This is a genomic window from Caballeronia mineralivorans PML1(12) (genome assembly GCF_001028175.1).
GTDB lineage: Bacteria > Pseudomonadota > Gammaproteobacteria > Burkholderiales > Burkholderiaceae > Caballeronia > Caballeronia mineralivorans.
Genome location: NZ_AEJF01000221.1, coordinates 23691 through 47318 on the forward strand (window position 1 = coordinate 23691; position 23628 = coordinate 47318).

20 protein-coding genes are annotated in these 23628 nt (G+C 59.0%); 14 read left to right on the forward strand and 6 right to left on the reverse strand.

Going from position 1 to position 23628, the window contains the following annotated elements:
• Positions 1-483 precede the first annotated feature (483 nt).
• Positions 484-1398 (reverse strand): LysR family transcriptional regulator, encoded by a 915-nt coding sequence (locus EOS_RS36185; RefSeq protein WP_047897027.1) that lies wholly within the window; start codon positions 1396-1398, stop codon positions 484-486.
• A 314-nt stretch (positions 1399-1712) separates the two neighbouring features.
• On the opposite strand from EOS_RS36185, the gene EOS_RS36190 reads away from it, so the two are divergent.
• From EOS_RS36190 to EOS_RS48430, 3 genes are all read left to right on the forward strand, one after another.
• On the forward strand, positions 1713-3026 hold the full coding sequence (locus EOS_RS36190) for a serine hydrolase domain-containing protein (protein ID WP_047897028.1): 1314 nt from the start codon (positions 1713-1715) through the stop codon (positions 3024-3026).
• Between the two features lie 50 nt (positions 3027-3076).
• Complete coding sequence (locus EOS_RS36195) at positions 3077-3331, forward strand: DUF4142 domain-containing protein (RefSeq protein ID WP_053064166.1); 255 nt, start codon at positions 3077-3079, stop codon at positions 3329-3331.
• A 317-nt stretch (positions 3332-3648) separates the two neighbouring features.
• On the forward strand, positions 3649-3897 hold the full coding sequence (locus EOS_RS48430; protein ID WP_075645456.1) for a hypothetical protein: 249 nt from the start codon (positions 3649-3651) through the stop codon (positions 3895-3897).
• A gap of 128 nt (positions 3898-4025) precedes the next feature.
• Here the strand turns inward: EOS_RS48430 and EOS_RS36200 are convergent, their stop codons facing one another.
• A complete protein-coding gene (locus tag EOS_RS36200; RefSeq protein WP_047897029.1) occupies positions 4026-4772 on the reverse strand; it encodes an SDR family NAD(P)-dependent oxidoreductase in 747 nt (248 codons plus the stop codon).
• Between the two features lie 166 nt (positions 4773-4938).
• Between EOS_RS36200 and EOS_RS36205 the strand changes: the two genes are divergently transcribed.
• From EOS_RS36205 to EOS_RS36225, 5 genes are all read left to right on the forward strand, one after another.
• Positions 4939-5865, forward strand: a complete 927-nt coding sequence (locus EOS_RS36205) for a LysR substrate-binding domain-containing protein (protein ID WP_047897030.1) — start codon at positions 4939-4941, stop codon at positions 5863-5865.
• Between the two features lie 109 nt (positions 5866-5974).
• Positions 5975-6307: an ArsR/SmtB family transcription factor gene (locus EOS_RS36210; RefSeq protein WP_047897031.1), complete on the forward strand. Its 333-nt coding sequence runs from the start codon at positions 5975-5977 to the stop codon at positions 6305-6307.
• On the forward strand, positions 6307-6768 hold the full coding sequence (locus EOS_RS36215; protein WP_047897032.1) for an SRPBCC family protein: 462 nt from the start codon (positions 6307-6309) through the stop codon (positions 6766-6768). Before EOS_RS36210 ends, EOS_RS36215 begins: the two co-directional genes overlap by 1 nt.
• 97 nt (positions 6769-6865) lie before the next feature.
• On the forward strand, positions 6866-7492 hold the full coding sequence (locus tag EOS_RS36220; protein ID WP_047897033.1) for a glutathione S-transferase family protein: 627 nt from the start codon (positions 6866-6868) through the stop codon (positions 7490-7492).
• Positions 7493-7542: 50 nt separating this feature from the next.
• The gene (locus EOS_RS36225; protein ID WP_047897034.1) at positions 7543-8325 is read left to right on the forward strand and encodes a DUF899 domain-containing protein; all 783 of its coding nucleotides are present in this window, start codon (positions 7543-7545) and stop codon (positions 8323-8325) included.
• Positions 8326-8754: 429 nt separating this feature from the next.
• Here EOS_RS36225 and EOS_RS36235 read toward each other — a convergent pair whose 3' ends face one another.
• Complete coding sequence (locus EOS_RS36235) at positions 8755-9333, reverse strand: NnrU family protein (RefSeq protein ID WP_047897036.1); 579 nt, start codon at positions 9331-9333, stop codon at positions 8755-8757.
• Positions 9334-9556: 223 nt separating this feature from the next.
• Complete coding sequence (locus EOS_RS36240; protein ID WP_047897037.1) at positions 9557-10453, reverse strand: LysR family transcriptional regulator; 897 nt, start codon at positions 10451-10453, stop codon at positions 9557-9559.
• A gap of 151 nt (positions 10454-10604) precedes the next feature.
• Between EOS_RS36240 and EOS_RS36245 the strand changes: the two genes are divergently transcribed.
• The 6 genes from EOS_RS36245 to EOS_RS43835 all read left to right on the forward strand — a co-directional run bounded on the left by EOS_RS36245 (position 10605) and on the right by EOS_RS43835 (position 21362).
• Positions 10605-11984 (forward strand): NAD(P)H-dependent oxidoreductase, encoded by a 1380-nt coding sequence (locus EOS_RS36245; RefSeq protein WP_047897038.1) that lies wholly within the window; start codon positions 10605-10607, stop codon positions 11982-11984.
• Between the two features lie 76 nt (positions 11985-12060).
• Positions 12061-13365, forward strand: a complete 1305-nt coding sequence (locus tag EOS_RS36250) for an MFS transporter (RefSeq protein WP_047897039.1) — start codon at positions 12061-12063, stop codon at positions 13363-13365.
• An 808-nt stretch (positions 13366-14173) separates the two neighbouring features.
• On the forward strand, positions 14174-16870 hold the full coding sequence (locus EOS_RS36255; RefSeq protein WP_053064167.1) for a bifunctional diguanylate cyclase/phosphodiesterase: 2697 nt from the start codon (positions 14174-14176) through the stop codon (positions 16868-16870).
• Between the two features lie 524 nt (positions 16871-17394).
• The gene (locus EOS_RS36260; RefSeq protein WP_047897040.1) at positions 17395-18216 is read left to right on the forward strand and encodes a helix-turn-helix domain-containing protein; all 822 of its coding nucleotides are present in this window, start codon (positions 17395-17397) and stop codon (positions 18214-18216) included.
• Between the two features lie 273 nt (positions 18217-18489).
• Positions 18490-20076: a hypothetical protein gene (locus EOS_RS36265; RefSeq protein WP_047897041.1), complete on the forward strand. Its 1587-nt coding sequence runs from the start codon at positions 18490-18492 to the stop codon at positions 20074-20076.
• A gap of 383 nt (positions 20077-20459) precedes the next feature.
• Positions 20460-21362, forward strand: a complete 903-nt coding sequence (locus EOS_RS43835; protein WP_160312568.1) for a lipase family protein — start codon at positions 20460-20462, stop codon at positions 21360-21362.
• A 283-nt stretch (positions 21363-21645) separates the two neighbouring features.
• Here EOS_RS43835 and EOS_RS36275 read toward each other — a convergent pair whose 3' ends face one another.
• Positions 21646-22647 carry an NADP-dependent oxidoreductase gene (locus tag EOS_RS36275; protein ID WP_047897042.1) on the reverse strand — a complete coding sequence of 334 codons (1002 nt, stop codon included), beginning with the start codon at positions 22645-22647 and terminating at the stop codon, positions 21646-21648.
• 151 nt (positions 22648-22798) lie between these two features.
• The gene (locus tag EOS_RS36280; protein ID WP_047897043.1) at positions 22799-23608 is read right to left on the reverse strand and encodes an oxidoreductase; all 810 of its coding nucleotides are present in this window, start codon (positions 23606-23608) and stop codon (positions 22799-22801) included.
• Between the last annotated feature and the right edge of the window lie 20 nt (positions 23609-23628).

A 23628-nucleotide genomic window follows, 5' to 3' on the forward strand; every position in this document is an offset into this window, starting at 1 on the left:
GCGAAGCTGTTGTGGTTGATCGAATCAGTTGCTGGTACAACTGCAACGGACATTGGACCTGAACCGAAGATCGGTATCGTTACCTGCTATCGCTAAATAAGCCTCATCAAATTCGCGCCTGAATGTGGCGTTGGCATAAAGCCAAATACAACATCTAAAGAGAAAGCGCCCGGATCGTTCATCGCTGTTCATGAGGCCGTCGACGGTGAACCACCCACAACTTGCATGGTGTGAGTGCCGAAGCTACCTGCAATGACAGACTCCAGCCGGCCATCGGCCGATCGAAGAATAACTACGAAAGTCGGCTTGCAGCCAGGTAACAGACGTTCCATCTGTCAGTCGAATGCGCGGACGAATCCTGAGCGGCGCTGACTCTCGAACTGCAGCGTGCTGGACCGCAGATTTAGGTTCGACTCGCGACAGCCGACGTCAGCATCGTTCTAGATTCGCACGGAATCTCGACAACGGACCTATTTCGACTTGCTAACTCGTACTCGTCAAAGCGAAGATAAAGTCAAGAAATACCCTTGTCTTGGCCGGCGTGTGGTGCCGCGATGGATGGTACGCATAGAGCGGGAAGCGCTCATCCGGCCAGTCTGGGAAAAGGTTGACGAGCCGTCCCTCCCGGATCAGGTGCTCGGCTCCGAGCAGAAGCATCTGCGCGACGCCGGAGCCGGCCAGACACGCGTTGAGAAGTGCGCTTGGATCATTCACCGTAAGCCGTCCATTCGTTTCGACAACAAGCTTTTTGCGCTTGCGATGAAACTCCCACGGATACGGCTTTCCGGTTTCCGGGTTCCGGAATTCGAGACACCTGTGCACCCCGCGACTCAGCTCTTGAGGCTCCGCTGGCCGCCCCCGGCGAGCGAGGTACAAGGGCGATGCGACAGTGACAACCGCGGTGTCAAGGAGCTTTCGCGCAATCAGACTGGATGAGCGAGGTTCGCCAAATCGCAAGGCCAGATCGAAGCCGTCCATGATGAGGTCGCCGAGCTGATCTCTCGCAATGAACTCGAGTTCAAGTTCAGGATGCGCATCCATGAATTCGTCGAGCTTCGAGCCCAGAATGATTCGCGAAAAAACCGGATCAAGATTGATTCGCAGCTTCCCGCGCACTGTCGCGGCGCCTCCTGCCGCGGCTGCGGCCGCTTCCTCCATTCCCCTTAAGTGCGGCATGACCTGCTCGTAGAACCGTCGGCCCTCTTCCGTAAGGGAAACGGCGCGGGTCGTCCGATTGAAGAGCCGTATTTTCAGCCGCCTTTCGAGTCGAGCGATTGCCCGGCTAACCCCGGGTGGCGACATATCCATCAATTCGGAGGCGGCTGCGAACGTCCCCGCATCGACGACGGCAGCGAATACGCTGATACCGCTAGAGAGACTCTCGCTGGACGATCGCATAGGCGCTGCATCCTGGTCATTTGATGGTCGGAAGACGTTCAGTCGAACGCCAACATAGCACGCAGGACGACTCCGACTCGCAACCGCGATCGAATGCCACTCCGCCGGTCCCGAACACTCGATTCAGTACCGTGCCAGGGCCGCTATTGGCTGGTTCTGCACAGTGCGTCAAAAACCGCACTATGACTCATTAGTAACTGCCAGTCATTTCACAAGTGTCATTCGTGTCATTTAGTTTCTCGTCGCGTTTACCCACAATGCATCCCAACAGGACGTTTCAACCTCAGTTCATTTCAATTTCCAAGGAGTAGGAGATGACCGTTCAACTCACCCGCCGCGACCTGTTGAAGCGAGCGTCCGGCCTCTTGGCCGTCGCCGCAGTCGGAGGATTGACTAGCATCGAGACAGATGCCGCGGAGGGTCATCAGGAGCGTAATCGCGTTCTGGTCCGCAACCCTGCCTTTGCCACGATTGACCTTTCCCTGCGGCAGGCCGTCGACAACGGCACCGTAGCCGGTGTGGTGGCGATGGGCGCTACGCAGCGCGGGCTCATCTACGAGGGCGCATTTGGCCATGCCAATCCCCAGACCGGTACGGCGATGACGCCCGACACGGTGTTCTGGCTGCTATCGATGACCAAGGCGATCACCGCAACGGCCTGTATGCAACTCATCGAGCAAGGCAGGCTCTCACTCGATCAACCCGCAGGCGACATTCTCCCGGAACTGAAGTCGCCGCAAGTGCTGGAGGGCTTCGATGCATCCGGACAGCCGAAGCTGCGTCCCGCACGAAACACGATCACGGTGCGTCATCTGCTGACTCATACGTCGGGCTTCACCTACAGCATCTGGAGCGAGAGCATCGGCCGGTACGAAAAGGTGACCGGCATGCCGGATATTGGCTACTCGATGAACGGCGCGTTCAAGGCGCCGCTGGAGTTCGAACCTGGCGAGCGCTGGCAGTACGGCATCGGAATGGACTGGGTGGGCAAGCTTGTTGAGGCAGTCACCGATCAGTCACTGGAGGTCTACTTCCGGGAGCACATTTTTACGCCGCTCGGCATGAGCAATTCGGGCTTTCTGATCAGCGGCGCGCAGAAGCAGCGAGTGGCGACCATGCACAACCGTCAATCCGACGGATCACTCAAGCCCGCTCCGTTCGAAATCAACCAGCGGCCCGAGTTCTTTATGGGGGGCGGCGGTGCATTCAGCACGTCGCGCGATTACATGGTGTTCCTGCAGATGCTTGTGAACGGGGGGACGTACCGCGGCGAGCGGGTCCTGCGTGCCGACACCGTTGCGACGATGTTCCACAATCAGATCGGAGATCTTCAGGTAACCGAAATGAAGACGGCGCAGCCGGCGTGGTCGAACAGCTTCGACCAGTTTCCCGGGACGCCTCACAAGTGGGGGTTCTCCTTCGACATCAACACACAACCGGGTCCGCATGGCCGCAGCGCGGGCAGCATCAGCTGGGCGGGACTCTTGAACAGCTATTTCTGGGTCGATCCGGTCAGGAAGGTGGCCGGCACGCTGTTCACGCAGATCCTGCCGTTCTACGACCCTCGTGTGGTGGACCTGTACGGACAGTTCGAGCAGGGGCTATATCACGGCCTGAAGCACGCCTGAGCGCCGACCACTGATCGGGACACATCTGTCTAAGCCAAGGAGAAACTGCAATGTATGTAATCACAGGGATGACAGGCCTTGCGAGGCTCAACGAAGTCGAGGCGCGTGGATTCGACGAAGCGTACCTCGATCGCGAGGTCGTCTATCTTCAGCAGTTGGTCGAAACCGTGGATACCCTCATTCGGTCCGTGACGAGCGTGGAACTGAAAATGCTCCTGGTCCGATTTCGCCCGTCCTTCATTCTTCATCTTGACCAAGCGCAACGATTGAAGTTGGCGATAGGCACTCTGGAAATCGGGCGATAAGTCAGGGCAAGCGCAAACTTCCTTGAGGGGTTTGTGCTCAATGACGGCGATGCGTGCGTACGCGGTGATTGTTGCGGCGCTGTGAACCGTATGTGCGGTGAGCGACCGGTTGCAGCGACGGACGGAGGCCGGCCATGAGCGGTCCTTCGTGCTCAGTCCACGAACGTCCCCTTAAACAACAACCGTTCATCGAAGGAGAAACGACGAGTCGCCATGCACAGCATCGGGGGAAACTGCTCGTTGAAAGCGAAACAGGACCAGTTGCTGCTAGCCGCATGGCAAAATCGCATTCAAGGTCCGAATTACGAGGTTGCCGCATGTCAACTGAGCGTGAATACTGGTTTCCGGCGAAACGCTACGGCTGGGGTTGGGGCCTTCCGTCGCGCTGGCAGGGATGGGCCGTGTTGGTCACGTACTTTGCGCTGCTTGGTTTAGGTATACGATTTTTCCCTCCGGCCCGAGGGCCTTTCACTTTTGCCTTGTTTGTCGCGCTATTGAGCGTCGCCCTTGTGGCTGTGTGCTGGCTCAAGGGCGAGCCGCCTCGTTGGCGGTGGGGAAAAGACTGAGTCCGCCTGCAGCGGCACGCTTGACGCCTAGCCTGGCAAGTCGCGAGAGTTACGAGAGTTGCGAGGAGGGTGCCTCGCGAAGACCGCCCTCAGCCGGGCGCGAAGCAAATCTCCGCGCCCGGACAGGATCAGTTGGCGCTATGACCGCCGTCGACGTTGAGGATATGGCCGGTGATAAATGAAGCTTGGTCCGACGCGATGAAGACGATCGCGTCGGCAAGCTCCTCCGAGAGGCCGAGGCGAGCCATCGGAACACCCGTCACCAGCGCCGCCTTATTGTCCTGCGTGCCTGTAAAACGGGTCAACATGCCAGTGTCCGTGGGACCAGGGGCTACGCCATTCACACGGATTCCCGACTTGGCGATCTCGAGCGCCACCGACTTGGTGATGCCTTCTACAGCGTGCTTGCTGCCGACATAGACCGAGGCCCCCGCCGCACCCTCGTGCCCGTAGGTCGAGGAGATGTTGATAATGCTGCCGCTGCCCTGTCCTTGCATGACGCGTACTTCGTGCTTCATGCTGAGGATCACGCCGAGAACGTTCGTGTCGAACGTCGCGGCATAGCTTTCCGCGGTCTGGTCCGTGATCGGGCCAACCTGGCCTTCGGTACCGGCATTGTTCACCGCGACATCGAGGCGGCCGAACCGTGCGACCGTTTTGTCGACCATAGCGCGAACGTCACTCTCCTTGCGGACATCGGTGTTGATGAACTCGGCCTCCGAACCAAACGAGCGCAGCTCCTCGACGAGCGCCTTGCCGGCCTCGTCGCGCCGACCGGCAACGACGACCTTCGCGCCCTTTTTGGCAAAAGCGACGGCGGCGGCGCGGCCTATGCCTGTGAGGCCTCCCGTGATCAAAACGACTTGCGTGTTCATTGCACTACTCCTGATGACAGATTGATGGATGTAAGCTCTTGAATAACGGGGACTTGTTTTCCCTATCGACTACCCATGCTTCCATGCCGCCCACTCTAGGCTTGCGTAGCGCCCGCGAACAATACTTTGTAAGCTGAGGGGCATACCCATCAGGCATGGAATGATCATGGAGTTGAGGCACCTGCGTTATTTCGTAGCCGTGGCCGAGGAGGGCAGTCTGACGACGGCCGCCGAGCTCCGGCTCCACACCTCACAGCCTTCGCTGAGCCGGCAGATTCGCGACCTGGAGTCAGAGGTTGGGGTCGAGTTGCTGTTTCGCAGCGTTCATGGCGTGGAGCTGACCGCGGCAGGCAAGGCCTTTCTCGACCATGCCCGGCTGGCGCTGATGCAAGTCGATGCCGCAGTGGAGGCGGCGCGCCGAGCTGCACAGCCGGCAAGAAAGACGTTCGCCATCGGCTTCCAGACCGGTCACGAGATGAACTGGCTGCCGCGGGCCATGTATGTGCTGCGCGACGAGCTGAAGAGCATCCAGGTCACGGTATCGAGCGACTATTCGCCGAACCTCGCCGCGGCGCTCGTCTGCGGCCGGCTCGACGTGGCCTTCCTGCGCCTCGAGCCGGCCTTCGACCTGAGCTACGAGGTGGTGGACCACGAACCGTTAATTGTCCTGATGCCGGGCGACCATCGCCTCACCAGCCGCGAAGCGATTCATCCGCGGGAATTCATCGGTGAGATCTTCATCGGCGGTTCGAACAAAGCCAGGGTGCTGCGCGCCGTGACGGAGGACTACCTGCGCCGCGCCGGGCTTGACATCAAACTGGATCATGGGGTGGACAACATGGCGATGGCCATTTCCCTGGTTGCGTCCACTCGCGGGTTGGCGCTCATGCCCGCCTATGCGAAGAATCTGCTGCCGCGGTCCGTGGTCAGCCGTCCGCTGGAGGGGGAAGTGCCAACGATCGATCTAGCTGTGGGTTACAGCAAGGCCAACGCATCGCCGATTCTCAAGCTGTTCCTCGGGGGGATGAAGCAGCTTGGGAGCGAAAGCCCGATGAACCTTTCGGCCTTGCGGGTTGATAACGGGTTGGCGTGAGCTATCTCCCGCCGCTAGAAGCTTCGCTATCCGATAGCAGAGGTTCACGACACTTCATTTCACTCACGAAAATCTTGACAGTGGGCGATCATCGTCTATAGTTCGCCATATGGTGAAGTCTCCTGTAAGTCAGCTTGATCGAACGTTTTCCGCCCTTGTGGACCCCACACGCCGGGCGATTCTCGCGCGCCTCGAGCGAGAGCCCGGCTTGTCGATAACGGAGATCGCTCGACCGTTGCCGCTCAAGCTCCCTGCGGTCATGAAGCACCTCGACGTGCTGAGCGACGCGGGGTTGGTGTCGCGCAACAAGCGTGGGCGAACCGTTTCGGTGGAACTGATCGCCGGCCCCATGGAGGAAGCGATGGATTGGCTTAAGCGCTATGAGCGGTTCTGGTCCGCCAGCCTCGATCGACTCACCGATTTTGTTGAGGATGACGAATAATGATCAAGGAGCAGCCGAGCCTGACCATCGTCCGGCGCATAAAGGCGTCGCCGGAGAAGATCTACGCAGCGTGGACCAAGCCCGAACTGATGGCGCGATGGTGGGGGCCTGACGCTGGACCGGTGCTCAGCGCCGAAGCCGATCCGCGCGTCAGCGGCGCTTTCCGGGTCGTGTTTCAGACACTGGACGGTGAGACGCATGATTGCCGCGGGGAATACCGGGAAGTCGAAGCGGGCCGGAAGCTCGTCTTCACCTGGGAGTGGGTCACCATGCCCGAGCGCCGCTCCCTCGTGACGATCAGGCTGCGCCCTGTCGCGGAAGGAACCGAGCTCAATTTCACGCATGCCCAATTCTTCGACGAGGCTGCGCGCGACAGCCACTACGTCGGCTGGAGTGGTGCGTTCGACAAGCTCGAAACGCTTCTTGTCGAACCGGAAAGAACGGGTGACGCAACCGCATAAGATCGTGTCCTGGCAAAAAAAGGCTGCCCGATGCGACGCTTCTCCAAGCCGCAAGACGTGATCTTCAAGTCAGATGCAACTGATACTGAGGTCGAATATGAAGCTCTATTACGCTGAAACCCTGGCTCCCCGGAAAGCATGCGCTGTCGCCAAATATCTTGGCCTGCCGGTGGAATATGTCTTTGTCGATCTAAAGAAAGGCGAACAAACCGCACCGGCCTATCTGGCGATAAACCCCAACGGCAAGGTTCCATGCCTGGTTGACGGTGACAAAAGCATCTGGGAGGCCGACGCCATCATCTGCCATCTGGCGCAGCGCGCGGACTCCCATCTTTGGCCAAAGGACGCACGTCAAACTGATGTCGTGCGTTGGCTCAGCTGGAATAGCCACCATTTTTATCGACATGGCGGGTCGCTTTACTTCGAACACCTCATCAAGCCGCAGATCGGACTTGGCGACCCCGACCCGTCGGCGGTAGCGGAAGGGCAGGGCTTGTTTCGCAAGTTTGCCACCGTGCTCAATCAGCATCTCCGGGGCCGCCAGTGGCTGGTGGGCGATGACCTCACGATCGCTGACTTTTCCGTCGCTGTGACCCTTCCTTACGCGAAACGAGCGGCGATGCCCCTGGAAGAATTTCCGGAGGTTCAGCGCTGGCATGACCAACTCAGCGCAATCGACGCATGGCGGGAACCGTTTCCAGCGAGACCGGCGTTGAACGCCTGAGTTTCCGCCCGGTTGGTCCTGACCCCGCGCTTACTTTGGAGGATTGGAACATGGAAACGCACAACGTTGTGTCGCCTGATGAATGGACGAAGGCGCGAGTCGCATTCCTCGTCAAGGAAAAGGAACTGACGCATCGCAAGGACGCATTAGCGGCCGAGAGGCGTGAACTTCCCTGGGTGAAGATTGAAAAGGAATACGTATTCGATGGGCCCAATGGACAAGTTACGCTCTCGGACCTCTTCGACGGACGCAGCCAGCTCTTCGTCAAGCACTTCATGATGGCCCCGGGCGTTACACACCAGTGCGTCGGGTGTTCACTTGACGTAGACCACATCGGTCCGCTGCTGCCGCACCTCGAGAATAATGACGTGAGTTATGCCGCCGTGGCGCGGGCGCCGATCGCCGAAATAGAGACGGTGCGTCAGCGGATGGGATGGTCCTTCCTGTGGGTTTCTTCCTATCGCAGTGACTTCAACTACGATTTCAACGTTTCCTTTACAGCGGAACAAGTCGCTTCAGGCAAAGCACTCTATAACTTTCAGCCGGCGCAAGACTGGGTAGTGGGACTGCAGGATCTCTCGGGCCACAGCGTCTTCTTCAAGAACACGTCTGGCGATATCTTCCTGACCTATTCAGCATTCGGCCGCGGCGGCGAGCAATTTCTCGGGATCTACGGGTTCCTGGACGTCATGCCGAAAGGCCGCAACGAGACCGGCCCCTATCACTCCCTGGGCGATTGGGCCCGGCCGCACAACATGTATGGCAAGGGTGGAGCCGTCGAAGCCAACGGCCGCTTTCACGCTCCAACATGCGGCTGCGGCGCTGATACATAGGCTGAGCTATGTGCTGCGCTATCGCCGCACTTATGGTGAGCTTGCTGGTCGGCGGGCGATCCCTATCCAGGAAGTTTCTGGCCTGCAGCCGACGGCTGCGCTGGATGGCGATCGCTTTCATTGCGGTTGGCGCCGCCGCTGGCTCTGCGTTTGCTGCGGGTCAGTTCGGAGATGCTCTCGGCGGGCAGCCGGATGTCGAGACCCCGCTCAACACGATGCCGATCTGTGGCCGGTTAATCCGGATAGCCAGTGTTTTCGCGCTATCGCCCGTCGCAGAGGAGCAACCCCGCGGCAATGGCCGGGCACCTGCCGAATCGCGCTGAAGGAGCATGGCGATACCGCGCTTCCGGGTTCGGCGGTCAGGTGTTCGTGAGGAGCGCTCATGGGTCACAACGGCGCATCAAAGCGGAAGTTTCGACAGGGCGTTGCCTACCCCAACGGCCGCACGCCGAACAACCATCCGTGAAGTACGAATGCAAACAACGCCCACGCTGCAAGCCCGGCGACAATGACGATGCCATCCCGCGCTACGTTTGCCGGCGGATACGTCGTCTTGGCGAGCACGTCGCGCCGTCGCGCTGCAACAAAATCGACGATTGCCCACAGCAGGACCGCACCGAACAGCACGACTGCCCTCAGCGTGCCGTTCGCCAGCAAATGCGCAAAGGCCCACAGCAGCACACCCAGAACCATCGGATGACCGAGCAGCGTCTTGAAGTGGTTGTTCGGAACGTGCGCGGCAGGCACCAGGATGAACGCGATGGCGACCAAGGGTATCGCAACGTGCCGTCCCCATGTCGGCGGTGTCCACACGAGAACCGGGTGTGCCCGAGCCAATCCGTAGCCCCAGATGATCAGCACCAGCCCGACTACCGAAAGGACAGAGTAGATTCCCTTCCAGCGCTTCTCGCCGATACGTGCGATCTGCGCGCCGCGCCAGTCCTCAGCGACGATGCGTACCGAATGCACGCCCAGAAAGATCAACAATCCCAGTATCAGTACTGTCATGTCTGACTCCACCATGGATCGATTTCAGTTCGGTTCGTCGTCGGCAGGCCGGCGCGTCGGCGACGTTCGTCTTCAGGCGTGAAAGCAGATTGAGACGCGACCACGCATCATAGGTAATCGCGACTCGTGGAATGTATAAGGGAATTCTACGCGCAGAGCAAGGTCAACGAACGCTGGATTGCATTGCCCATCACACGCCACAGTTCGCTTATTCCGGTTGGAGTCACCCCGCCCAGAACGATCCAGACGTGCTGCACTCGGCGCGAATGAAATCCGCTAGCAGCTTGACTCGCGCGACATCGCGCGAGTCCGCATGCGAAACCAGCCAGTAAGAGCGGGTGAGCGCAATTTCATCCGGGAGAATGCGAATGAGCGACGGTTCCGTGCGCGCGATAAAGCACGGCAACACGCCGATCCCCACGCCACCGCTAACCGCTGCCGCCTGGCTGATAACGTTGGAAATACGCACCGTGGGCGTGAGTGACGTGGAAATCTGCGACAAATAATCGAGCTCCGCACTCCACATCAAATCTTCGACATAGCCGATCCAGGGATGATTGAAGATGTCCTGAAACGCCGCGATCGGCGCATGCGAATCGAGATACTCGCGCGACGCATACACACCAAGGGAGTAATCGTTGAGCATGTGTGCATAAACGCGTCCCTGACTCGGGCGCGTCATGGTTACCGCAATATCGGCCTCGCGTTTGGACAGGCTGAACGTGCGTGGATTGGCGACCAGCTCTATCTCCAGATCGGGGTGCACGGCAGTAAGTTTGGCAATCCTCGGTGCAAGAAAGTAAGTTCCAAATCCTTCAGGTGTGCCAACTCTTACCGTCCCCGTCAAGCCGACCGACGGATCGCCCAGGCGCGCGTTGATGCGCAGGGCCAGACTTTCCATTGCTTCGGCATCGGTCATCAGGCGCTCGCCTTCGGGGGTGAGCAGAAAGCCGACCGAACGCCGCTCGAACAATTGCACCCCGATGCTTGCCTCGAGCGATGCGACACGCCGGCTTAGCGTGGAATGGTCGATGCCCATTTGCTGCGCCGCGACAGTGAGACGCCCCGCGCGCGCGATAGCCAGAAAGGCTTGGAGGGAATCCCAGTCAAATTTTCGCATGGGGATTTTTGCACAGCGCGGTTGTGGAATTGCCCATTCTATTGCAAAAAATTGGCTGCTATCGTTGCTGCATGTCCTTCCCCGACGAAGGCGCGCGTTTCGATCCCGGCACGACGAAGCGCGATTCAACCGTATGAAAAAAGGAGACAGCATGTCGCTTATCGCGAAGCTCGAAACCCGTGCGCAGGCCGGGCGTCCCGTCAGAGTAGGACTGATCGGCGCCGGTAAGTTTGGTTCGATGTATCTCTCGCAGGCGCCGCGCACGCCGGGCATTCATCTGGTCTGCATTGCGGATCTGTCGCCGGCGCGGGCGCGCAGCGCCATGCAGCGCGTGGGCTGGGAAGAAGCGCGCTACTCGGCGGGTTCGTTGGCTGAGGCCTTGCGCAGCGGCTCGACCTTTATTACCGACGACGCCGATTTGATGATCGCAAGCGACTACATAGATATTGTGATCGATGCAACGGGCAGCCCGGCCGCGGGCATTCATCACGCGCTGTTGTGCTGCAAGCACAAGAAACATATCGTGATGGTCAATGTAGAAGCCGATGTGCTCGCCGGCCCGCTGCTCGCGCGGCGCGCGGCAGAGGCGGGCATCATCTATTCAATGGCCTCGGGCGATCAACCGGCACTGATCGCGGAGCTGGTGGACTGGGCCCGCACGATTGGCTTCAACGTCATCTGCGCGGGCAAGGGCACCAAGTACTTGCCCGTCTATCACCAGTCGACCCCCGACACCGTCTGGAGCTATTACGGCTTCACGGAAGAGCAGGTCGCCTCCGGCGACTTCAACGCGCAGATGTTCAACTCTTTCCTCGACGGCACAAAGTCGGCACTGGAAATGGCGGCGGTATCGAACGCATGCGATCTGCGCCCGCCCGCTGACGGCCTTGCGTTTCCCGCCTGTGGCGTCGATGACCTGCCGAACTTGCTGCGCCCCGCCGCCGAGGGCGGAATCCTGCCGCATCGCGGCAGCGTGGAAGTGGTGTCGTCGCTCGAACGCGACGGCCGTCCCGTGTTCCGCGACTTGCGCTGGGGCGTCTATGCCGTCTTCGAAGCACCCTCTGACTACGTCCGCGACTGCTTTGCGCAATACGGCCTCAAGACCGACGCCAGCGGGCGTTTCGCCGCGATGTATAAACCGTATCACCTGATCGGACTCGAGCTCGGGGTATCGATTGCGAGCATCGCGGTGCGTGGGGAGGCCACAGGCGCGACGACGGGATTCCACGGTGACGTCGCGGCCAACGCGAAGCGTGACCTGCGCGCCGGCGAGCGGCTGGACGGCGAGGGCGGTCACACCGTCTACGGCAAGCTGATGCCGGCTGCGGACTCGCTGCTGCAGGGTGCTCTGCCGATAGGCCTCGCGCACAACATGGTGCTGCAGCGCCCAGTGGCGGCAGGGCACCCGGTTCGATGGAGCGACGTGGCGTTTGATTCAAGCAAGGAAGCAGTGCGCGTGCGTCTCGAGATGGAGGCCATGTTCCGCAAGGAACTCGGCGTGGAGCTGGCGGCTGAAAAACTTGCATCGTAATCATGACTGATCGAAGCCGGCCGGGCGTCCGCCTGGCCGCACTCTATAACGTCCGGCAAAGGACGACGGAGGAGACATGAGCCATATCAGCGAAACCCTTTTGGTAGTGCCGGCGGCGCCTGCCGATGTGTACCACAAGATCGGCTGGCGCATCATGCCGTTCATCGTGCTGTGTTATTTGTGCGGCTATCTCGACCGGGTGAACGTCGGCTTTGCAAAGTTGCAGATGCTCAATGACCTGCACATGAGCGATGCCGTCTACGGCCTGGGCGCCGGCATCTTCTTTATTGGCTATTTTATTTTTGAAGTGCCCAGCAACTTGATCCTGCATCGGGTCGGAGCCCGTCTCTGGATCGCGCGGATCATGATTACGTGGGCCATTATTTCCGCGCTCACGCTGCTGGTGAAAACGCCGCTGCAGTTCTACACCGCACGTTTCTTTCTGGGCGTTGCCGAGGCCGGATTCTCGCCGGGCATCATGTTGTATCTGACCTATTGGTTTCCTGCGAGAAAACGCGGCTTCGCGCTCGGCGTGTACTACATCGCGATTCCGCTCTCAGGTGTGGTCGGTGGTCCATTGTCGGGGTGGGTACTCAGCAGCTTCAGCCATTCCACCGTGATGGCGGGATGGCAGTGGCTGTTCCTGATCGAAGCGCTTCCGGCGCTGGTTTGCGGCATAGCGGTGTTCGCCTTGATGGTCGATCGTCCTACGCAGGCGAAGTGGTTGACGGAGAATGAGAAAGCGCTGGTGACGAGCGAGATCGAGCGAGAGGATGCCGAAAAGACCACTCATCACAACCTTGGCGCTATTCTTTCTGATCGCCACATCTGGAAGCTCTGCGCCGTCTACTTCTGCCAGATCATCGGCCTGTACGGCATCAGCTTCTGGCTGCCGTCGATCATCAAGGACTCCGGGCTGAGCGATGTCTCGACGATCGGCTGGTTATCGGCAATCCCCTATCTCGTCGCCATCCCCGTGATCGTGCTGACCGGCATGAGTTCGGACCGCTTCCGCTCGCGCCGGATGCATTTTTCCGTGCTGGCTGTGATCGGTGCGATCGGGTTTGCTGCGAGTGGTTATGTGGGTCACCACCCTGCGCTCGCCGTGATGTGGCTGAGCGTGGCGGCCGCGGGCATCTTGTCGGCGTTGTCGCTGTTCTGGAGCATTCCGTCGTCGTTCCTTGCCGGCACCTCCGTGGCTGTTGGAATTGCGGGAATCAACTGCGTGGGTAATCTTGCGGGTTTTGTCTCGCCCTATGCGGTGGGATGGCTCAACGTGACGACTCACGACAATCGCATGGGCCTTTATTTTGTTGCCGCATGTCTTGTGCTTGGCGCGCTGCTGGTGCGGACCATCTCGGGACAGCTGGCGGATCGTTGATGCGCGGCGGTGACCGCGCGACGCTGAGACCAGCCAGATCGCCCAACTTCGCCGGTGGTTCCGCCATATTCGAATGCGATGCATCCTCTCGGCGAGGTCGCGAAGGCAGAGCTTGTAACGCAGGTACCAACGCACACACAAGACGATGACTTCGCGGTCAAAGTGGCGGCCCCTGAACGGCCAGTCAATGTCTACCAGCTTGCTCATTTCGTGCTGGGTCGATGACTATTTTCGGCGCGGTTGCTCACTTAGGTGCTGGCTTTGACAAAGCCGGTGCAGGCCGACCTCTCCTCGTCATCCTGCAGGCGCTAATGGGTTCCAGAGGGGATCAGACAACACTTACGATAGATTCAGGAAATTCCTACTGATCTTCGCTCTTCAGTTTCGCCAAGACGTTGTCGTTAGCATGTTGATAGTGGGGCGACCTTTGTGGTTGCAACCGGTACGCGACAGCCTCACAACGGCGATCAAGATTCCAACGTATCCGACAAGCGTGAACCTTGCCGAGGGTGTTGTCCTCGCTTGCATATGCAAGCTTGAACCCGTCGGCCACGGATCGGCATGCGGTAATGCGCCTCATGGCCGTGCCAATGTTTGCTCGAAAGCTTGACTGGTCGTGTCTCGCTCCTCGGCCAGATTCCGAAAGCGAGCTCATCCGGTCGATAACTGGGCGAATCGAGCAAGCCGTCCGGAATGCCCACGTCCGGCTCGACGACAGCCTTATGTCTGCCCGTGCGTTCTCGATATGGAAACCGAAAATGTGGCTGCCTGGAGGTACAGTCACGATAAATCCTGGAACGGGGTGGGAATGAAGAAAAACATGATGGGTTTTGGCGCGATGAGAGTGGATATGCATATTGAGCAGGAGTTGTCGTTGACAGTCGATATCGGGCAGCGGATCGAGCAGCTTCTGAGCATCGCGAAGGAAATCGAAGCTGCTGCCGCGGAATGCGTGGCATCGGCGCAAGACAGTATCGGAACGAGCCTCCAGGCACTCTCCTGCCGCTTGCGAGGCCTCGGTGCCGCGATTGCTGCGGACATCGTCGCAAATTATGGCAAGCAGAAACAGATGCGCGAAGCACTAGCGGTCAGTGAGCGCCAGTTCCGGTCGCTGGCCGAAAACCTTCCGGACAACATTGCACGCTGGGATTGCTCTGGCAACTACCTCTACGTCAATCCCACTCATGAGCGAACCTTGTTAAAACCTGCTTCGGAACTGATCGGTACGCAGATTTCGGAGGTGCACGGACGCGTGGCAGCAGCTATCGTCCACGTCGTTGCGACCGGGGAAGAGTTGTCATTGGTGCGTCAGGAAGTTCGCGACGACAACGGGGAAGTGCGGGTACACGAAGTCAGCATGATTCCGGAAAGAGACGCACAGGGGCAGATTACGAGCGTTCTCGGGATCGGCCGCGATGTAACCGTGCAGGTGCGGATGCAGGAAGCACTGGCGGCTAGTGAACGCAAGTTCCGGACGCTTGCCGAAAACCTGCCGAATCATCTTGCCCGCTACACGATTGATGGCAGGACGGTCTACCTCAACCCCAAGTTGGAAACTCTCCTGGGTTATCGGACCGACGAGGTAGCAGGCAGGACGCCAACGCAAATCTTCCCGGATGGGAGGTACGCGGAATACGAATCCAGGATCCTCGAAACGGCCCGTACCGGAAACGACAGCCAGATTGAATTGTCGATCGTAGTGGAGGATGGAACACAACTCGCTCATCACATTGACTGCGTCGCTGAACGCGACGATACGGGCGCCGTGGTATCTGTGCTGGTGATCGGTCACGACATCACTCAGCGCCGGCGCGCCGAGGTCGATTTGCGCATGGCGGCAAGTGTCTTCCAGGCGGCAGGCGAAGCGATTGTCATCACCGATCCGACGGGTGTCGTTCTTAAAGCCAATCCCGCATTTACCCAGATCACCGATTACGATTTCGCCGACATCGATGGCCACAATCTTTTCGAACTGGACAACGCAGCTTATGCCGGCATCCAGGCGGCACTCGAACAAGACGGTAGCTGGTTGGGCGAAATCAGTTGCAGCCGCAAGAGTGGTGAGTCATTCATCCAGCGACTATCCATCGCTGCGGTCAATGATGAAAACGCAGACGTGATCCAATACGTCTGCATCTTCTCCGACATCAGCCAGGCCAAACGCCATGAGGCCCAGCTCGAATACATTGCGCACCACGATGTCCTGACCGGATTGGCTAATCGCATGCTGCTCACTGCCCGCCTGGACGAGGCCGCGGAGAAGGCGCATCGGGCCGGTCGGCTTCTCGGCGTTCTGTTCATCGATATCGACGGATTCAAGTCTGTCAACGATCGTCTGGGTCACCAGGTCGGTGACCAGGCTCTGGTACAGATGGCGCAGCGTATGATCGCCAGCCTTCGCGATACCGATACCGTCGCGCGGATTGGCGGCGACGAATTCGTCATCCTGCTGCCGGATCTTTCCGACGTTGCCGGGTGCGAGATGTCTGCAAGCCGGCTGCTCAAGGCCATTGCTGAACCGATCGACGTGGAAGGCTACCGCTTCGCCCTGTCGGCCTCCATTGGCATTGCGTTGTACCCCGAGCACGGTGACGACGCAGACAGTCTGCTGCGCCGAGCCGATGAGGCGATGTACGCGGCCAAGCGCAACGGCCGAAGCCAGTATGTGTTCTGCAGCGACGATTCGCGCAACGGACTTCATCTGGACAGCAGCCGGGTTTACCGCCTGCGTCTCGCCTTGGAGCAGAACCAGATCGAAGTCCACTATCAGCCTATCGTCGACCTTGCTACCGGCCGCGTCGTCAAGGCGGAAGCCTTGGCGCGCTGGCGCGACCCGGAACGGGGCCTCGTGCTGCCGTCGGAATTCATTCCGCTTGCTGAGGATTCGGGCATCATCCACGCGATCGGCGATCGGGTGTTCTCCCTGGCTCTCGACGTCGCTGAAGCGTGGAACAAGCTTTGTCCTGACGGCGGCAAGCGTCGAATCAGCGTGAACCGGTCGCCACGGGAATTCCTCGATCCCGACGGCGTGGACAACTGGATTGCGCAGCTGGATGAGCGGGGCGGCTGCATTGGTCACATGCTTTCGGTGGAAATCACCGAAAACCTGCTGCTCGACGATCGCCCCAAGGTGCTCTGCCAGCTTGCCAAGCTACGTTCGGCTGGAATGACGATCGCCATTGACGACTTCGGCACGGGTTTCTCGTCGCTCGCCTATCTAAAAAAATTCGCAATCGACGATCTGAAAATTGACCGCTCGTTCATTGTCGACATCACCGACGATCCTAGCGACCGGACCATCGTCGAGTCGGTGATCGTGATGGCCCGGCACCTTGGTCTTTGCCTGATTGCCGAAGGCGTGGAAACGGAGGCCCAGGCTTCATTGCTCACATCTGCCGGATGCGACTACGCGCAGGGCTACCTGTATGCCCGGCCGATGCCCGCAAAGGAATTCCTCGATTTCGTGGTCGCTGCCGAGACGGGCGCGTTGGGCGTTGTCGCATAAAAACGAGAGGCTCGCAGTAGTTTTGCCATGATGTCATGCCGAAGCTCCGAATTGAGCAGCGTGTCGCCAAGCCATTGACCGTGAGAGGCAATCGCCTGCTGACGCAAATTCATGTACTGGCTCGCCCACACGACTACCTCCGGAAGGGGGGTGATTTTCCTACCCAATGAGGGTATCTCGAGCTCGCGTTTTGCTCGATAGTACAGACACACAAAAAACCGCCGCAGTATGGTTTCCCGGACCGCAGTTTCACGCTCGGATCCCTTTCGGGTACTCGGTTAAAGCGGTTCTATACGGGCTTAATACTAAAACGATTAATAGCCCCGGACATAAGTCCGTTTTTTCCCCTACGCGTGGAAAGCCACGGCGCGTGCATTCGCTGTCAGGAATAGGTGCGCGCAAACAAGCTTGGGCCCGCCCGAGCGCTAAGAATCTCCAAAGCATTGCCTCGATGGATGGAACGGCATGGATCTCCTGACAGATGGCGATGCATCAATCAATAACGATTGAAAGGGACATTGAACATGCGCACTTCATTTGATTTATCGAACGCCGCGCGCGGCCCCAGCTTTCTATGGGTGGACCTGACGCAGGGCGCGCGCGCATCGCTAGTGGATTCGCTCGACGGCACTTTCGACATACATCGAGTTAGCGAGCCAACCCATGTCGACCACGCCATCGAAACTCACACGCCTCAGCTCCTGTGCTTCGAGTTCGACGAGCCGGACGCACAAGGCATCGATGCCTTGACCCGCATCGGTAACGAGCATCCCAGCCTGCCTATTCTCGTGATTATGGGCCGAAGCTCTGCGGCCGCAGCGATGTGGTCGCTGCGGCTTCCGGTCTGGGATCTGCTGATAAAGACCATTCCGCCGGCAGAACTGCGCCCGGGCATCCTCTCGCTTGCATCGCCGACGCGTGCGAACCGGCCAGAGATCCGCCATTCCGAGGCCAGGCGAGCAGACGTCGTACCCCTATCCCGCGCCCCCCAGCACGACAAGCAGGGCAGGACGCAGCCGGCGATCGAATACGCGGCGGAACATTTCGATCGCGCGATCGCGTTGGGTCATGTTGCGGCTTTGTGTCAATTGGGCCCGTCACAGTTTTGCCGCGCCTTTAGGCTGGAGCACGGCGTGAGCTTCGGTCAGTATCTGCTGCGCTTGCGGATGGACCAGGCGTGCGATCGCCTCGGGGACCCGGACGCGCTCGTGAAGGAAGTGGCCTACGCGGTCGGATTCAACGACCTCTCGTACTTCACCCGGGCCTTCAGGCGCCAGATGGGCGTTTGCCCAAGTGCCTATCAGGCGAGCGCAAGATTGTCTTATCGGTTATCACGATCGTCCTAACGCCCTCCCATCCGAGCGCGCTACGCTTGGTTTCATCGTGCGCGGCTGCGTACCGATATCCTGCACACGTCTCTTGCATGGAGGCCTGTCGTGATCAATAAAGCCTGCTTTCTCATCGGATCCCGATATGTCCGTCATGACGTTGCGTCCGATCGGGTCAACTTCGGATTGGGCGCGATACGTGCAGACCACGCGGGCGAGCCGACATCGCGTACGCTTCAAACAATACGAAGCCCGCGTACCTGATAGCGCAGCACAAAAGAGGAGACTGACATGAGCGATCATCCGGAATCGAAAGGCTCGCAGACCGGGCGGGCCGATGAGGCAAGTGGCGATAGCGCAGCGCTCGCGAGGGTTTTGCAGGATGTCGAACGATGCGAAGCGCTGATTGCACATGGGGCAAGAACGGGTGCGCCGCCGGAGGACGCCGACATCGACATCGTGCGCGCGGCGCGGCTTGCTGTGGAACAGAACACCTTGAGCGCAACGAACGAGGCGGACGTCCATGCAGCGATGGGCCGGATCGCCCGAGCCGTGCGGTATCCGGGCGCGCATATTGCCGACGACATGGACCGTTGCGGCGATATGGTCTCCTACGCGGCGCAGATGGGCAAGGTCATCCCCGAGAGCGATGTCGCGTCGTTGTCGGTCGCGCGTGCCGCGCAGCAGCAGTTGGTCTGGAATGCAATGACGGAAGCACTTTTTTATGCCGGCATGAGCCGCATTGCCCGGTGTGTTGCACCGGTAGTGGCCGGGACGACCGGCGCGCAAGCGCGCAAGGGCGCGCAGCTCGCGATCAAAATCTATACATGGTCGGCCTTCATCCTCGCTTTCTTCGTGATATCGCTTTCTTGCCTGTTGTTCGTGGCCAACCAAATCTCCGCGGATGTCTCGAAAGTCGTCGACGCTAACGATTCGGCGGCGCTAACGATGCACAACATGTTGCAGGCTTATCGCTTGAACGTCATCGAAGCGAAGGAGAAAGGTCCAGATGCCGTCGGGCAGTTGCAAAACTCCCAGCCCGCGTTGCAGATCAAGGAGTTGCTGCAGCAATTTGCGACCAACAACCGGCAACTCTATGCAGATGTGAAGCGCACCGAGGCAATCAGAAAATTTCTACTGGTCGGAGACGAGGAGAGTCCCTACAAGCCGGTCTGCCCCGCGTACTCGCAAACCGGCAAGCAAGCGGACGCGTGGAACGTCAACCTGGAAAAGGTTTCAGGTCCGCGAGCAAGCCCTGACGCCACGATGCAAACGACCAACTGGAACTGCGATCCCGACAGCCGGCGGCGCGCGCTCGAGATCGACCTGCCGCTGCTCGCGACCGGGCCGATGGATCAAGCGAGCACGAGCAAGTCATGGCGTCCCGAAGCCGCAGTCGAACAGGGCTTTCAGAAGATCGCGGTGTATCAGGACATTCGCGCAATGGCGACAAATGACCGCGATGTCAATCTCGCTTTCGTGGGGGCGATCACGAGCTTCCTGTTGCCGGTGCTCTACGCATGGCTCGGCGCGTGCGCGTCGATACTCCGGCAATTGAGCGCTGAGTCATCGGCAAGCCTGTTCCACCCGGAACATTCGAAGGTCGCTTACCGGGCCCACATCACGTCGGCTGTGATCGTTGGCATTTCTATTGGGCTATTCACCGAGATCCTTCAGGGTGGCAAAGAGTTCTCTCCGCTCGCGATCGCGTTCGTCGCCGGCTATGCATCCGACAAGTTCTTCGCCTTCATCGACCGGATCGTAAGCGCAACCTTTCCCGCCCGCGTTCCTGCGCGGGCCGAGACTGTAATGCCGAGCCCCGTGCCGAAGAACATCTCGCCACCAGGTGACGCCGCATCGTCCGGCATGCACGCGTAGCGGCATCGCAAGCGAGACGGCCGGTGTCGCCGGTGCATTTAATTGAGGAAGAGCTTGTTATTAAGTAAGCCGATCAAACCATCATTTTGTCGTCAGGGCGCTAAATGACAATGAACCTGATCGGCTAGTTGCCTGCTAGGGTGTCGGTTCTATCCTTCTTTCCGAAGCAGGGCGTCGAGCGATCGTTGATCGGTTCCGTTTGCTGAAGCAAACATTTCGCTGGCTGGTTCTGGGCGTGCTCGATCGCATCTAAGTGGCTAATTAGCTGGACGGTTAAAAGGAGTTTAAAACACTACTTTTTCTCAGATTTTTTAATCATCCCAGGGAGTGGCGAAGGCCGACTGATCGACTCGCCTTCCTTAGGGAGACAGATGGAGGAATTCATGGTTGACCTCGATGGGCGCATGATTTGTGCAAGTAATTGGGCTTACGCCATTCTCGATGCCGGAGACATGCCCGTGTTCGTACCGTTCGACGCTGCATGCGATTTGACCGCACCCGTACCCTGCTTTGCGACAGGGTCAAGTCGCATCGATGCCGCTTTTATTGGCACGGGGCGTGACGGTGTGGTTCTGGCGTTTCGTGGAACTTTGCCTCCGGGATCGCCCGACCATAAGCAGACCCTTCAAGACTGGTTGAACGATCTCGAAGCAGTGCTTGTGGTTGGCGACAAACTTCCTGGCCGTGTACACCAGGGCTTTCTCGGATCCCTGGACGCGCTGTGGCCATCTGTATCGGAAGCAGTTGCGGAACAAATGGCTAGCTCGCCGGTGAAACATTTGACTATCACCGGACACAGCAAGGGTGGCGCTGTGGCACATTTGGCTGCGGCAAGATTCGCACTCAGCACGCTCGTTCATGGCTCCGACATCACGGTACGCACGTTCGAGGGCGCTCACCCAGGCGACCAGTCATTTGCCGATGGATATATGCGACTCGTACCTGATGTGATCCGATATGAATTTCAGGACGATCTTGTTCCCCACTTGCCGCCATCGATTATGGTCCGCCGTTTGTTCAAGGCAGAGCCACTATTCGCACCGCTCATGGCCATCGACAGCGGAGTGGATTATGCGCCGGCTGGTCGGCTCCAGTTCATCGACTGGAGCGGAAACATCCAGGAACAGTCAACGCTGTTGAGCACGGAGCGTTTTTTCCGATTATCCGAGAAGCTAGCCGCGCTCGACTTTCAAACGATCGTCAATGACCACTCTATCGGCGTGGGTTCGCTCTGCTTGAAGGCAGTGTGGCCGGGGGATATTTCGGGGGCTAGCAGTTCGGGATGACCGTCTCCATCATCAGCACCCGAGCACACGCCTGAAAGGCCAAATGGCTCACGTGGGTGGCGGATAGGCTGTCGAGTATCACTCGGATTTGATGAGAATTTCCATGCCGGACGACCCATTTAATTAGAATATCTTAGTAATATAAGGTCGATCTGTGAGTGGACCTTCCACGTTGCAAGAATTGACGTCGGGGAGATAGTCATCGTTTCTTTTCCTGCGAGGTGGATTGCCGTGTGGGCAGGCGCCTCGACCTCTGCGAGCAAACAAACAGGCATAGCTCCTTCTATCGGATCTTGATGACAACCTTACCCTTTGCACGTCCTGTTTCGACATAAGCCGAAGCCTCTTTGGTTGACTCGAACGGGAAAACCCGATCGATCACAGGCCTTATTGCAGCTGCGTCGATGAGCGTAGCGATCTGGCTTAGTTGGCGCCCATCAGCGCGCATGAAAACAAATGAATAGCTGACGCCATGACGTTTCGCCGCTTTTCTGATGCGATAGCTTAGAAAGCGCATCGCCGTTTTCAGGAACCAGGAGGCACCCATCTCTTTCGCGAAATCGGGATCAGGCGGACCGGCGATCCCGATGAGTTTGCCACCCGGCTTGAGCACTCGCAGCGACTTCTCGAGGGTATTTCCGCCCTGCGTATCCAGCACCACGTCGTAGTCCTTCAGGATGACCGCAAAGTCATCCTTCTTGTAATCGATGACGATATCCGCACCGAGTCGCTTCACCAATTCGGCATTCCCCGCGCTCGCTGTCGTCGTGACGGTCGCGCCCACATGCTTTGCCAACTGAATAGCAAAGGTGCCAACGCCGCCCGAACCGGCGTGTATGAGTACTTTTTGCCCTTTCTTCAGTTGCCCTTTTTCGATCAGCGCCTGCCAGGCGGTCAAGCCCACCAACGGGATTGAAGCCGCTTCTTCCATGGTGAGTGCTTTGGGCTTGAGGGCCACGCCATCTTCCTTCACCGCAATGAATTCCGCGAAAGTACCGATCCGATCTTTGTGCGGTCGCGCATAGACCTCATCGCCCGGCTTGAATTGCCGCACGCGCGATCCGACGCGAACAACGACCCCGGCCAGATCGTTGCCCAAAATCAGTGGCAGCCGGTAAGGCAGGATGAGCTTGAACTCTCCATCCCTGATCTTTGAATCGAGGGGATTCACGCCAGCGGCGTGAATCTGGATTAACACGTCGTCCTCGCGCGGCTCCGGGACCGGCATATTGCCGGCTCGTATGCCACTCTTGCGTCCATATCGATCGACGACGAATGCCTTCATCACGGTTCCTTGTCAGTTTCTTGTTGCGTCAAGTTGTTTCGCGGGCAGCAGCACGAATGTAGAGCTGCAGATCGGTCGCAGCACGGTCACGGATTTGCCGCCGCCGGCCGTGGTAGCGCACTTTTTTAACGGGGAGGGGCAGTAACCCCGTCTACGTTGAGAGCCGCAGATCTTTGCGAATGCCGGCGTCCACCAAGCCAGCGGGCGCAAATCTGCGTAGCAATCGCAAACGGCCGGCGAGTCCACCGGCTGTATAGCGGAGTTTCGGGCGAGCTGCGATGGCGGCCTGTAGTACGGTCTCGGCCACAACCTCGGGACCGTCAGCGCCCTCGACCACCTCTTTCACTCGCTTATTCATGGCCGAGCGCACCTCGCGGTACTCGTCGAGGGGGGCGTCGGGCGCCATGAAGTTCGCGTCGAAAGGCGTCTTGATATAGGCAGGCTCAATGACCGACACCCGGATGCCCATCGTGCGCAACTCATGGTCGAGCGACTCCGAATAGCCTGCGACCGCGTGCTTGGTGGCGGAATACAGCGCCATATAGGGCATGGGTAAGAAACCCAGTACAGAGCCGATGTTGATGATGCGGCCGCTACCTTGTTGCCGCATATGGGGCACCACGGCACGCGTCATGCGGATAATCCCGAAGAAGTTTGTATCGAAGATCACGCGGGCCTGGTCAATCGAACTCTCTTCTGCAGCGGCAGGGGCGACGCCGAAGCCAGCGTTGTTCACCAACAGGTCGATGCGGCCGTGCAGGCGCAGTACTTCCTTGACGGCAGCTTCGACTGATTCTTCGCTGGTCACGTCAAGTGGCAGCATCTCGAACGTCCGCTGGCCGGCTTGTGCACCGCGCCGGCTGGTGCCGTAGACCTTATACCCGGCCTTCGTAAGCCGCTTTGCCGTGGCTTCGCCGATTCCCGACGAGGCGCCCGTAACGAGCGCTATTTTGGTTTCCATGATGTCCTTCCGATATTGAC